General features: G+C 67.2%; 9 protein-coding genes and 1 pseudogene. 3 read left to right on the top strand and 7 right to left on the bottom strand.

Annotated elements, in window-relative coordinates; genetic code table 11:
- The 5 genes from KD1_RS16470 to KD1_RS03440 form a co-directional block, all read right to left on the bottom strand.
- Positions 1–251 (bottom strand): hypothetical protein (locus KD1_RS16470; RefSeq protein WP_157073138.1); only part of this gene is annotated, 251 nt, incomplete at its 3' end.
- 153 nt (positions 252–404) lie between these two features.
- Positions 405–1,919 (bottom strand): Hsp70 family protein, encoded by a 1,515-nt coding sequence (locus tag KD1_RS03455; protein ID WP_068397594.1) that lies wholly within the window; start codon positions 1,917–1,919, stop codon positions 405–407.
- 57 nt (positions 1,920–1,976) lie between these two features.
- The gene (locus KD1_RS03450; protein WP_217995787.1) at positions 1,977–2,534 is read right to left on the bottom strand and encodes a GtrA family protein; all 558 of its coding nucleotides are present in this window, start codon (positions 2,532–2,534) and stop codon (positions 1,977–1,979) included.
- A gap of 74 nt (positions 2,535–2,608) precedes the next feature.
- Entirely contained in the window at positions 2,609–3,742 is a 1,134-nt protein-coding gene (locus tag KD1_RS03445) for a methyltransferase domain-containing protein (protein WP_068397591.1), read from the bottom strand.
- A gap of 27 nt (positions 3,743–3,769) precedes the next feature.
- Positions 3,770–4,111, bottom strand: coding sequence for a DUF4342 domain-containing protein (locus KD1_RS03440; RefSeq protein ID WP_068397588.1), 342 nt, complete (start codon positions 4,109–4,111; stop codon positions 3,770–3,772).
- A gap of 261 nt (positions 4,112–4,372) precedes the next feature.
- On the opposite strand from KD1_RS03440, the gene KD1_RS03435 reads away from it, so the two are divergent.
- On the top strand, positions 4,373–5,476 hold the full coding sequence (locus KD1_RS03435; protein WP_068397586.1) for a glycerophosphodiester phosphodiesterase family protein: 1,104 nt from the start codon (positions 4,373–4,375) through the stop codon (positions 5,474–5,476).
- A 66-nt stretch (positions 5,477–5,542) separates the two neighbouring features.
- On the opposite strand, the gene KD1_RS03430 is transcribed toward KD1_RS03435, so the two are convergent.
- Positions 5,543–10,270, bottom strand: a complete 4,728-nt coding sequence (locus KD1_RS03430) for an outer membrane protein assembly factor BamB family protein (RefSeq protein ID WP_068397585.1) — start codon at positions 10,268–10,270, stop codon at positions 5,543–5,545.
- Between the two features lie 78 nt (positions 10,271–10,348).
- On the bottom strand, positions 10,349–11,467 hold the full coding sequence (locus tag KD1_RS03425) for a HupE/UreJ family protein (protein WP_169795325.1): 1,119 nt from the start codon (positions 11,465–11,467) through the stop codon (positions 10,349–10,351).
- 320 nt (positions 11,468–11,787) lie between these two features.
- On the opposite strand from KD1_RS03425, the gene KD1_RS03415 reads away from it, so the two are divergent.
- Together KD1_RS03415 and KD1_RS17085 are read left to right on the top strand one after the other, a co-directional pair.
- Positions 11,788–12,597 (top strand): slipin family protein, encoded by an 810-nt coding sequence (locus tag KD1_RS03415; RefSeq protein ID WP_068397577.1) that lies wholly within the window; start codon positions 11,788–11,790, stop codon positions 12,595–12,597.
- Positions 12,584–12,778: pseudogene (locus tag KD1_RS17085) on the top strand (GNAT family N-acetyltransferase); the annotation flags it as partial. The gene KD1_RS03415 and the pseudogene KD1_RS17085, both read left to right, overlap by 14 nt.

Genomic DNA, 12,778 nt, shown 5'->3' with positions numbered 1-12,778 from the left:
GCCGAAAGGCGTTTCCCCGCGATCTGCGCCTGGATCCGGTCCAGGTCCGCGATGTACCGCTGCGCCTCCACCTCCGACCCGAACTGCTCCGGCACGACGACCTGACCGATCGCCTCTCCGGCAACGGCCAACCAGTTGCGGTCGACAGGCACACCAGACACAGCCACACCGGACGCGGGCACACCAACCATCGACGCGACCCCGGCCGGAGCCGGGCGCGTCGAACCTGGGTGCATCGCTGTCGTGGACATGCCCCAAAGTTTATAAGAACATACGTCCTATTTGAAAGCGAACTTTAGGTTAACAACAGTGGGCGACTTTGTGAAATGCGACGACCGGACCTCGCATTCCAGAAACCCTGCACTCCGTGCAGTGTCGATACCTCGGCCGCAAAGATCGGCGCTTCACCCACCCGTCGCCAGCGAGTGCCGCTGCTGATATCCCGTGTGCAGGTCCGTGATGATGACCTCGATCATGCCGTGCGGATCGATGACGTACTTCTCCTCGATCTCGGGCCAGTTCTCGCGACGGACCACGGTCAACCCCGACAGATCCCGCCCGTCCTGCAGTTCGGGAGCGAACGGGAACCGAATGTCCGCGAAGGGAGCGATGTCACCACGAGGCTGGCCCTCATCATCGACCGAGGTGTACTCGACGAACCGGAAGTACCCGACGTTGTGCGCTGCCCAGTACCGCCGCGTGACGGTCACCGACTCGGTGGACGACACCGTCTGATCCGGCCGCAGGATCGGGTCGAAGTTCAACGTCGATCCGCCATCCCCCTCGCGGAACACGCCGAAGGCCCGCGACAGTCGGTCCGTGAGCGAGTAGCCGGCCTCGGTGTCGGCGACGATCGCGAGTCCGATGGCCGTCGATGCCGCCGGGTAGGGGGAGCGGTGCACCCGCCGCCCGAAGGTCTCCCGCAGCATGCGCGGCACGAGCGGCAACCCGCTCGCCCCGCCCACGAGATAGATCCCCGCGACCTCGGTCAGATCCGGCCCGCCCGAGTCCAGCGCGCCCACCACCGGACTCATGGCGTCGACCGTCCGCTGCACGAGCGGAATCGCCGCCTCGTAGAAGTCGTCGAGCAGCACGGTCACCTCGTCTCCGGCCACCTCCAACACGAGCCGTTTCGACTGCGGGTAGAGATGCTCCTTGGCCGCCCGGCTCAACTGCACCAGGGCCTGCCACTCATCGGTCGACAGCGAGTCACGCGAGCGCCCAGCCGCGGTCAACGCACAGTCGGCCAGGATCACGTCGAAGTCATCGCCGCCGACATCGTTGAGCCCGACGGTGCCGAGCACCTCGTGCGCGGTGCCGTCCACCTTGACCAAGGTGGTGTCGAACGTGCCTCCGCCCAGGTCGTACACGACCACCCGGGTGCGCTTCGAGGTGATCGTGCGCCCCTGACGATGCGAGTACTCGAACCCCGCGGCCGACGGCTCGTTGACCATGCCCGTGATCTCGAACCCCGCTGACCGAAACGCCTCCAGGGTGAGGAATCGCTGAGCTCCGTAGGCATGCGCCGGCACCGCGATCACCGCGTCGATCGACTCTCCCGCGCCGATTCGCTCGCTGATGCTGGAACGATGCGTCAGCGCCTGACGCAGTCCGAGGCAGAACGAGGTGACGACCTCAAGCACGTTGAACTCGGCATCGCCGACGCGGATCGTCGACCCGGTGTTGACGTCGGCGTCGGCCAGGGCACGCTTGAAGGAGCGCAGCACGGGCAGACCCTCCTCGCCGGCACGCTGGGCCTCCCACCCGTGGATGAGTCGCCCGTCACGCACCGCGACGACGGAGGGCAGATGATCCTGCATCTCGTCATCGGTGTCGAGGAAGGTCACCACGGGGTAGTTGCCGCGGTCGACGGCAGCGACGATCGTCCGCGTGGTCCCGAGGTCAATACCGAGGTGCATGTCTCGACCCTAACGAGCCCAGCGCCCCACGGCATCCGAGTGTCACGACGGCGCAGGTCAGGCGGGCGGAGCGGCGTGTTTGACCCGCAGGTGACCGAACGTCCAGACCTTGTTGACGACGAAGTTGATCGGCATCGTCAGCACGATGGTCAGGAGTTGTGCCCAGTACTCGCGCGAGCGCAGCCCCGAGTTCTCGTTGAAGTAGGGATCGGGAAGGAAGAAGGCCGATCCGGGGTGCGTCAGCAGCACCTGGATCCACATGCCCAGGAAGGCCGAGACCGCGCCGATGGTGAAGAACGGCCAGAACGAGGCCCACCATGACTTGTGGTGTTGGCTGCGGAAGGTCCATGACCGGTTGAGTTGGTAGTTCCACGTATTCGCCACGAGGAACGCCACGATCCACACGAGGTTGCGGTAGCGGAACCAGAAGTCCGTGCCCGGAATCGCGAAGATCCGTTCGGCCGCGTTGATCGTGCCGCCGTTGAGCTTGTGCATGATGATCGCCACGATCATGTTGACGACCACACCTGATCCACCGACGATCCCGAACATCAGGAATTGCCGCAGGTTGCGGCGGTGTCGCCCGGTCAGCCGGGGTGTGGAGGTGGTTGGCACGAGGAGCCATGTTACCGAGTCAACTGGGAAGATCCTGCAGGGCGCACGCGACGGCGATCCGTCATCGTGCGTGGTCAGCGCCGGGACAGCCGCACCATCACCTCGTGGTGATCCGTCTGCGGGAACATGTCGAACAACCGGGCCTCGACGGGGGAGAGAGCCGGCATGGCGGCGAGGTCGCGCGCCAGGGATTCGACGTTGCAACTGGAGTAGATGAGCTCGGGAACGTCCGACTCGTTCAACCACGCCGCGAGGTCGCCACCGATGCCGCGCCGGGGTGGGTTGACGACGACGAGATCCGGAGTCTCGTGCAGGTCGCGAGCGTAGGCGGTCGCGTCGGCCGTGACGAACTCAACGTCGGTGGCCGTGGACAGATCGGCGGCGCTGCGACGAGCCCCGTCGACGGCATCGGGAGAGGTCTCGACTCCCGTCACCCGCTGCGCTCCGGCCCGTGCCAGATGCAGCGCGAACCCGCCCACACCGCAATAGAGATCCAAGGCGGAGCGCGGTGCGGTCGCCGTGGCCCAGGCCGTCGCCTGGTCGTACAGGCCCTGCGCGATCGCCGTGTTGGTCTGGAAGAAGCTGCGTGGACCCAGATGCAGGGTGACGTCGTCCAGGCGTACCGGTAGCGTCGTCGCGCGCGTGAGCACGATCTCCTCGGCGCCCTCGATGACCGCCTTGTGCTCGGGCTGGAGGTTGACCGAGACGACTTCCAACCCCGGGATCTCCCTCTGCAGCGCGACGACATGGCGCTCGATCCGGTCGAGTTGCTGGCGGGAGCGCAGGACGAACCGCACCATGGTCCGGCCGTCCGGTGCCCCGGTCACGAGCACGTGCTTGAGCTCACCGCGCGCCTTGGGCACGTTGTACGGCAGCAACCGCAGATCGGCGATGAAGTCCTCGAGGACCTCGAACGTCGCGCTCACCTGGGGGACATACAACCCGCACTGCTGCAGGTCGACCCCTGCTCCGCGATCATCGAGAATCCCCAGCGTCGGATCGCCGACGGCGCCGGCGACGACAAGCTTGGCGCGATTGCGGAACCCCGACTCCGGGCCGGTCATGGGCTCGGCCCAGGTCAGCCGAGGTGCGACGGCGGCCAGTGCCGTGGACACGCGATCCTGCTTGTCCGTCACCTGTGTCGGGTAGGGCACGCCCATGAGCCGACACGACCGGCACCGGCCGTCGTCGTAGTAGTCACACTGCACCGCCCAAGGCTACGCGGTGCCGGGGGATCAGTTGGCGGCGTCGTCCTTGGGCGCGGCGTCGGCCTCTCCGGAGGCGTCCGACTTCGGCTCGCCGTCGAGGTGCTCGACCTCGAGACGGACCTTCGTCACGAGCGCAGCCAGCGCACCGACCGCGGCCAGCAGCGGAGCGGCCAGCGCCACGAGCGCCCCACCGGTGACGCCGACCGACATCGGCACCGTGAGCAACTCCTTGCCCTCGTTGGTCTTGATGTGGACGACCTTGTTGCCGCCTTCGGCGTACAACTCCTTGATCTTGTTGACCAGCTGGTCGCCGGCCACCTCGATCTGCTCGACGAACTTCTTGCCCTTCTCCTGCATGGACTCGGTCACGAGGCCCTCCTACGGGTGTTGACGGGTCTGGATGTCGGAAATCGTTCCGGTCGAACCGAACAACTCGAGCCTAGGCGCTCCCACCGACAACCGCGTCCGGTATGACCCCGAGGGGACCCGGATCTGTGCTGCGGCTCACGTGACGACGGCAAAACGTTTGCGTCTGCACCCCTCCGTTCAGCCCCGCACCACCCAACGTTCAACTTCCCTTCACGCAGCGTCACCATCCCCGCGACCGACTCGTCAATATCGTCGGGAGACGTGAACCTCCACACCAGCCTCCGACTGTCCGCCTCCCTCCTTGCCGCCACCACCCTCGCGGCCTCCGCTGTCGTCCCGGCCGTCGCCGGCGTCAACAACCCGAACAACAACAACACCCAGCCGGCCGCCGTGCTGCCGCAGAAGACCCACTTCGACCTCCAGGCCCACCGCGGCGGTCTGGGCATGACGACCGAGGAGACCCCGCAGGGGTTCGCCAAGGCCCTCGAGCTCGGGGTGACCACCCTTGAGCTCGACACGCAGGTCACCAAGGACGGCGCCGTCGTCGTCACGCACGACCGTCAGGTCAGCGCCCAGAAGTGCGCCGACACCGCTCCGGTGACCGCAGGCGACCCGATGTACCCGTACGTCGGCAAGTTCATCAAGGACCTCACCCTCGCCCAGGTCAAGACGATGAACTGCGGCTTCCAGCAGCTGCCCGGCCACCCGCAGCAGGAGGTCATCAGCGGGGTGAAGATGGCCGAGCTCAAGGATGTCTTCGCGGTCGTCAAGGCGCACGACGCCAAGCAGGTGAAGATGAACATCGAGACCAAGGTCGAGGCCGGAGCCCCGCACCAGACGGCTCCGCGCGAGCTGTTCGTCTCCCGCGTGTACGAGGAGATCGCCAAGGCCGGCATGGACCGTCAGGTCACGATCCAGTCCTTCGACTGGGGCTCGCTGAAGTACATGCACGAGATCGCTCCGCACCTGCCCCTGGTCGCGCTGACGAACTACGACTTCCTGCAGGTTGGCAAGCCGGGTGCCTCGCCGTGGCTCGGCGGTATCGACGCCGACGACTTCGGCGGCGACTTCGTGCGCGCGGCCGCCTCGATCGAGGGCGTCACCGCGCTCTCGCCGAACTACGGCTTCCCGCAGAGCGGCAAGGTCACCGACCCCGGCTTCCGTTTCTACCCCGACGCAAAGATGATCGCCGACGCTCACGCGCGCGGCCTCAAGGTCATCCCGTGGACCGTCGACGACCCGGCCACCATCGAGGCGCTCATCGACATGGGTGTCGACGGTGTCATCACCGACTACCCCAACACCGTGCGCGACATCATGGCGGAGCGCGGTATGCGTCTGCCGAAGGCCTACCCCGCCCGCTGATCTCCTGACAGGCCAGGAGGCCGCCACCCTCACGGGGTGGCGGCCTCCTGCACGTTGGCGGGCGACTCAGCGAGCCGCGATCTCCTCCAACGTCGCGATCGGATCGCCGTTGCTCGGGGTCACGACGACGCGACGGTCGAGCCGGTACTCACCGCCGGCCGGGATCTCGGTCGGCACCTGGGACATGATCCAGTTGCCGTTGCCGTACCCGGTGAACTCTCCGGCACCCTGCGCATACACCAGGCCGTAGACCTGGCCGTCGTTGCCGGTGGCACCAATCCAACGACCGGTGGGCGCGTACGGGGCGGGGGAGTCGTACCCGGTGGTGATCACCGGGTGGCCGGAGACGAGGCTGCGCTGGCCGGAGCCGTCGTGGTCCATGGCGTCACCGACCCACACCTTGGCCGCGCTCGAGCCGGAGTTCCGGAAGACCGAACTGACCGAGACCCACGGGCGGTCCGGTTCGACGAGGTACTCGGTGGTCACCGTGATGTCCGGGTTCTCGGTGGACGCGCCGGTGACACGCACCACGGCGCGGTCGGCGCTCTTCTCGGCGACCTCGACCTTGGTGGACTTCACCTGCAGTTGCTGCCAGGCCTCGGTGCCGGTCGGCTGGGTGGCGGTGACGTAGGGCAGGTTGACCCAATCGATCTGGTCGTCCTTGCCCCGCGCGGCGAAGTCCCGAATCTTGCCGACCGTCGAGTTGTTCAGCTGGCTGTCGTTGCTGCCGGCCGAAACGGACATGGCGAGGCGGTTGTTCTGCAGCACGAGGTCCGAGGTGGTGCCCTCGACGAGCGAGCCGGACAACTGCGCTCCGATGCCGGCATCGACGGCGACCGGGTCCAGGGTCAGGTTCGCCGTGACCGGCTTGTCGGTGACGCTCACCTTGGCCGTCGCCGTGGCGTAGCCGAGCGCGGCCGTGCGGATCGTGTACTCACCGGCCGGGACGGGCAGGACGTAGGAGCCATCCGAGACGGTGTACGCCTCCGCCACCACCTTGTTGTCGGCGTCGAGTGCCTCCACCCGCTGCGCGGCCAGGGTTGTGCCCGTGTCAGACGCCTTGACGGAGCCTCGCACGACCGGCTTGGGGGTGGCGGCCGGGTCCAACGACGGGATCAGGGCGGCCCAGTTGGCGATCTGGCTGGTCACGTTCCCCGCCGAGGGGTAGTCGGTGATGTGGTACCAGGTGATGGTCCGGGTGCCACCGGCCTTGACCGAGGCGTCGAAGTGCGCGCCGAAGATGTAGCCCTCGGCCGTGACGGCGGCAGGTTCGTCATCGGCCCAGGCGATGCCGTGGGCCGGCTGACCGTTCTGCGAACTGGCACCGTCATAGACGTAATTGGCCGTCCAACCCGAGGTCTTCAGGCCCGGGTTCGTGCCACTGACGCCCGGAATCCGCGCCACGTCCTGCGAACTGTCGGGGTCGAGCACGTAGCTGAAGTACCCGCCGAAGTCGGCCTGGCCGGTGTTGCGAACCTCCAACTGCATCTTGACGATCGGTGAGTCCGGCAGAGTCTCGTAACTGACCTTGGTCTTGAGATCGGCATCGATCTGAGCTTGGCCGGCGGCCACCACCCGGGGCCCCTGCGCACTGATGTCACCGAGGGTCAGCCACTCCCCGGGGCGGTTCCACCCGGTCCGGGGCTTCTGTGTGCTGAGAACCATCTCGCTCCAGTCGAGCGTCTCCATCGCCGTGGAGTCGGTCAGGCCGATGTCGGCCAACCAGCCAGGCTGGAAGGTACCGGGCTCGTTGTTGGCGCCGATGCGGCTGACGATGTTCGCGCGAACGCGGTCGTTCATGACGAACGCGTGCTCGTCCCCGGCGACGACGTCGGGGCGACCGCTGCCGTTGCCGTAGTCCGGCGCGACCGTGGTCAGACCGGCCACCGGCTTCGTGACCTTGGTCAGTGACAGGTTGACCGTGGTTTGACCGGTCTGGCCGATGGTCACCTGCTGCTCGCTGTGCTCCGTCGGCAGGTAGCCGCGCTTGGCCACGCTGACGGTGTAGGTACCCGGTTGTGCAGCGATCGTGAATGAGCCGTCGGCGACGGTCGTGGTGGATCCGACGGTGCCGGACTCGTCACGCAACGTCACGGTGATGCCGTCGGCCGGCGCTCCGCTCTCGGAATCGGTGACGACCCCATGCACGCTGCCCCACTTCTGGGCAGCCTGACCGCCGGGGGCGTAGGCGTAGAGGTTGCCGTCGTACGACCCGGCGACGACGGAGTTGCCGCTGACCGCGGGCCCGGCACTGACCCAGGCACCGATCTCGTGCTGCCACAGCGGCTGGCCGGTGCGCTTGTCCAGGGCGTAGAAGTTGCCATTGTTCGACCCGACGAACAGGGACTCCCCGGCGACCGCGGGGGAGGAGTGCACGCCACCCATGTCGAGCTTGCCGGGCAGCTTGCGGTCCCAGATCACGGCACCGGTGCGGGCGTCGAGCGCGGTGACGGCACCGCTGGGGAAGCCCATGTAGACGATGTCGCCGTCGATGGCCGGAGCCGCCGGGGTGGCGCCACCGTTGACCAGCGACGGGTGCGGGCTCTGGAAGCGCCACAGCTCCTTGCCCGTGTCGGCGTCACGGGCGATGATCCGGTTGTTGGACCCGATGAAGACCCGGCCGTTGGCCGCGGAGGGGATACCGTCCTGCCACCCACCGAGGGCCTCCTGACCCTGCCAGAGCCGCTTGCCGGTCTCGAGGTCGTAGGCCAGGACCCGGTCGGCGGTCTGGCTGCCGACGAAGACCTTGCCATCGGAGACGGCCGGGGTGCCGTCGGCCATGGTGGCGCCGGACATGGGCGATTCCCAGACGACCTTGCCGGTCTCGGCATCGACCGCGGAGAGCAGACCTTGGCTGCCCTTGCCGTGGCGCGACTGGTAGGGCCACAACACCTTGCCCTCGGCGTACGTCACGCCGTAGTAGCCGTAGGCCCGCTGGTTGTACGGCTCCGGCGCGTCCTCCGGGGCGAGCTTCCAGAGCTCGTCGCCGGTGGCGGTGTCGAGCGCGTAGAGCTTGCCGCGCAGGGTCGAGGCGAAGACCTTGCCGTCGGCGACGGCGATCGAGCCGTGCACCGAGGTCGGCATCCGGTGGGTCCACAGCTCACGACCGGAGGAAAGCTCGATCGCGCTCACGGCGGAGTTGCCGTCGCCGTTCTCGTCCCGGGTGGCGGCGTACACCACTCCGTCGACGATGACCGGGGACCCGGTCAGGAAGACGCCCTTGGTGTTGTACGTCCACGCCAGGCGCTGGCCAGCGTCGATTGCGTTGGGGCTGACACCGGCGTGGCTCGCCGAGCCGTGGTGCTGTGCCCAGTTGGCGCCGGCCTTCGGCGCGACGACCTCGTCGGTGGTCACGGTGAAGGTCGACGAAGTGCTCCAGCTGCGGCCGGCCGCATCGGTGGCCTCGACCTCGACGGTGTGCTTGCCCGGCCCCACCCAGGTGCCCGACTTGGGCGGGTTGGGGTTGTTCTTGAACTGTAGGTGACCGCGCCAGGTGTACTCGTTCCCGGTGGAGTCCATGTTGAACCACTGCTTGCCGTCCACGCGGTAGCGCAGCTTCACGGCCGGGTCGGAGGTGTCGTAGGCGTTGACCTGTAGACCAGGGAAGCCCCCGACCGGGATCCTCGAACCGTTGGCCGGTGAGGTGACGACGAGCTCCTGCTCGTGACCGTAGATCCGGAACGGGTTGGTGAACTCGGCTCCCGACATGTGGACGTAGCGGAAGCCTCGCGGCGCGTTGTCGATGGTGTACGAGCTCGACACGGTCTGGATGTGCTTGGCCGAGGGTGCGAAAACGCTCTGGTTCTCGGTGTCGTTGCTGTGCTCGTGACCGACGAGGATCAGTTGGACGCCGTACTTCTCCAGCAGGGGTCCGAATCGGTCGTAGGCGTTGCCGGAGCCGAACGGCACGTTCATCGGCTGGTGCATGAGGAGCACGAGCTCCTTGTCACCGACGTTCTGGGCAAGATCCTGCTCGGCCCAGGCGTACTGCTCGTCGAAGGGGGCAGCGCCGTTGTTCTCGAGCACGATGAAGTGGCGGTTGCCGTAGTCGAACGAGTACCACTCCGGCCCGACGTGGCGGCGGTAGTTGTCGATGCGAGCGGCGTACGAACTGCCGCTGGAGTATTCGTGGTTGCCCACGGCCGGCCAGATCGGCAACTTCGACTTCGCCGTCCCCGCCTTGTAGCGGTTGAACTCGGCGTCGGTGGCGTTGTTGGTGAGGTCACCGCTGATCTGGATGAACCCGAGGTCCTTGGTCGTGGAGTTGATCTCCTCGATCTGCTGCGGCAGTTGCGCGTTGACGTGCGGGTCCGCGATGTTGCCGAACGAGAACTGGTCGCGGGTGGACTTGGCGTCCTTGGTCAGCGCGAAGTCCGCGGTCGGGGTGGCGTCGGCGGACAGTTCTCCGAGCGTGCGGTAGAAGCGCGCGGTCTTGAACTCGTCGGTGCCCACCGACCAGCCGGATGGCTGGGAGATGAAGACCTGGTCGGTGATCCGCCGATCGGTGCGCGTTTCGAGGGTGTAGCGGCCGTCGGCGTCCGTGCGCACGATCTGCACACCATCGGAGACGGCCACGTCGGCGATACCGGGCTCACCGGCATCCTGGCGGTCGTTGCCGTTGCGGTCGTCGTAGACCGCGCCGCTCACCATCGCGGTGGGCGGATCGATGGCCTCGGCGACCACGGTCGTCAGCGGGCCGGCGACGACGCCGCCGGCGAGCATGGTGAAGGTGCCGTAGAAGGCGAGTCGTAAACGCCGGTTCCACCGCTGGGTTGGCTGGGGGGCGGGGTGCATCAGTGGTGCTCCTTGTGGGATGGGTGTTCCTTGTGCACAAGGGCTGGCATGCGATGACCAGCCCTTGGGTCGGTGGGGTCAGGCGATGGGCGCGGTCAGGTGCTCGGCGAACCAGAGCAGACCGACCGCGGCCACGAGGCAGGTCACGGTGACCGTGGCGAGGGCGGACCAGCGCGGCGGGAAGCGCCGCAGCAGCACGACGATCGGCACCGCCACGGCGAGAAGGAGCAGTTGCGCGGCTTCGATCCCGAGCGTGAAGCTGAACAACGAACCCAAGAAGTGCCACGACGCTCCGCCATCGACCCGCAGGGCCCCGGCGAAGGCGAGCCCGTGGAGCAGACCGAAGGCGGCCACGCTCCACAAGCGGTGGCGGGATTGGTTCATCAGCCCGTCGAGGGCCACAAACGCGACCGACAGGACGATCAGCGGCTCGACAATGGAGGGTGGTAGCCAGACCCAGTCCATGGCCGCCGCCAGGAGCGCGAGCGCGTGGGCCGCGGTGAACACGACGACGTTCTCACCGAGGGCGCGTAGTGTCCGCGCGCCGATGGCCAGCGCGAGGATGAACAGGATGTGGTCGAGTCCGCCGAGCAGGTAGGTGAAGCCGAGCTGGGCGAACTGCCACGCCGAGGCCAGCCAACTGCGCTGGCCGGTGGAGAAGCTCGTGTGACCGCGATCGAGGACGACCCGTTCGGTCCTCCCGGTGTCGTTGAGCGCGTGGTCGACGATGTTGGTGTGGCCGTCGATGACGCCCTCCTCGAAGCGGAAGACCGAGTACTCGACGGTGTACGACGCGGGGGTGGCCGTGGGGCAGCGGTAGGTGAGATCGATCTCAGCGAAAGGGAGCTTCTCGCGCCGTGTCATGGCCAGGCCGTTGAGCGACGCGTCGCAGGCGACGCCATCGGCGCGCACGACCACGCGTTCGTCGAGGTAGGCATGCAACTGTTCTCGAGCACCGGTCAGGGCCGTGGTCCTGACGCGGTTGTCCGAGGTCGTCAATGCCTCGTCATCGAGACCGACGGCCTTGGCCAGCGTGACGTAGGGCAGTTCAAGCAGGTAGTCGACGACGTTGCCGCGGTGCGTGAGCGTCGAGTAGCCCGTCGAGTCCCGCACGTGCGCGTGGGCCGAGGAACCAGGACCGAGCACCCCGGCGATGGCCAGGAGAGCCACGACGAGGACACGCACCACAACACGCACGACAGACACATTCCGATCAGCAGGTTCGGGGGGACCTGTGGATGCTCGCGGTTCTCCCGGTCGGCACGCCAGTGCCAGAGCCCACTTGTCTCTCAGGGTTCTTCGGCTGGGCATCCAGCGTTCACGGACATGTCAACAGCGCAGAGCCCCGCTGCGGTGGGCGCTGGGTGTAGTGAGCGCGGCGCCAGTCCTCGGGGCGCAGATCGCGCAACCCCGCCATACCCAGATCCGGCGCGTACGCTCGAAGGACCACGTGCACCACGTCGGCAGCCACCCGGCCGCGCGCGGGGCGCACGACCTCGCAGTGAAGAAGGCTCACCATGAGCACCGGGACCTACCTCCTCATCACGCTGATCGTCCTGCTGCTGATCGTGGCAGCGCTCTCGATCCGCATCGTCAAGCAATACGAGCGGGGTGTGGTCTTCCGACTCGGCAGGGTCATCGGCGCCCGCGAGCCCGGATTGCGGTTCATCATCCCGATCGTCGACGTCATGCATCACGTGTCCCTGCGAGTGGTCACCCTGCCGATCCAGTCGCAGGGGATCATCACGCGCGACAACGTCAGCGTCGACGTCTCGGCGGTGGCGTACTTCCGCGTCGTCGACGCGATCAAGTCGCTGGTGGCGATCGAGAACGTGCATGCCGCGATCAACCAGATCGCCCAAACGACGCTCCGCAAGGTCGTCGGCCAGCACACCCTCGACGAGACGCTCTCGGAGACCGACCGGATCAACCTCGACATCCGGCAGATCCTCGACATCACGACCATCGAATGGGGCGTCGAGGTCACCCTCGTCGAGCTCAAGGACATCCAACTGCCCGACTCGATGAAGCGCGCGATGGCCAAGCAGGCCGAGGCCGAACGGGAGAAGCGGGCCAAGATCATCAACGCCGAGGGAGAGTCGTTGGCCGCGGCCGCGCTCGGAGACGCCTCGGACACGATGATGGCCCACCCGCTGGCCCTGCAGTTGCGCAACCTGCAGAGCCTGGTCGAGATCGGCGTGGACCGGAACACCACCGTGGTCTTCCCCTCGCCGATCATGACGACGATCTCGGAGCTCGGTGAGTTCATCTCGCACGAGGCGGCCGCGTCGGCGGCATCGAACGGAGCGGCGAATGGTCACCGGTGAGTTCACCGTCGTCCCCGGCAACGAGGCCTCCTGGGAGCACCTCCAGACGGTGTTCGGCACGCGCGGCGACGCGCACCGCTGCCAATGTCAGTGGTTCAAGGTCCGGGACAAGGACTTCGCCTCACTGGACCAGCCTGAGCTGGCGGCGCGACTGCGCGAGCAGGTCGGCAGTGGCCGGCCG

The organism is Kribbia dieselivorans NBRC 106261 (genome assembly GCF_001552435.1).
Classification (GTDB): domain Bacteria; phylum Actinomycetota; class Actinomycetes; order Actinomycetales; family Dermatophilaceae; genus Kribbia; species Kribbia dieselivorans.
Note: the sequence above shows the minus strand (reverse complement) of the source record. Positions and strands in the feature narration are given on the sequence as shown.

What these genes read in the sequence shown, in the direction of transcription:
- KD1_RS03455 (WP_068397594.1), bottom strand. Translation starts at nt 1,919, where the DNA reads ATGCACCTCGGTATTGACCTCGGGACCACGCGGACGATCGTCGCTGCC.
- KD1_RS03430 (WP_068397585.1), bottom strand. Translation starts at nt 10,270, where the DNA reads ATGCACCCCGCCCCCCAGCCAACCCAGCGGTGGAACCGGCGTTTACGA.
- KD1_RS03415 (WP_068397577.1), top strand. Translation starts at nt 11,788, where the DNA reads ATGAGCACCGGGACCTACCTCCTCATCACGCTGATCGTCCTGCTGCTG.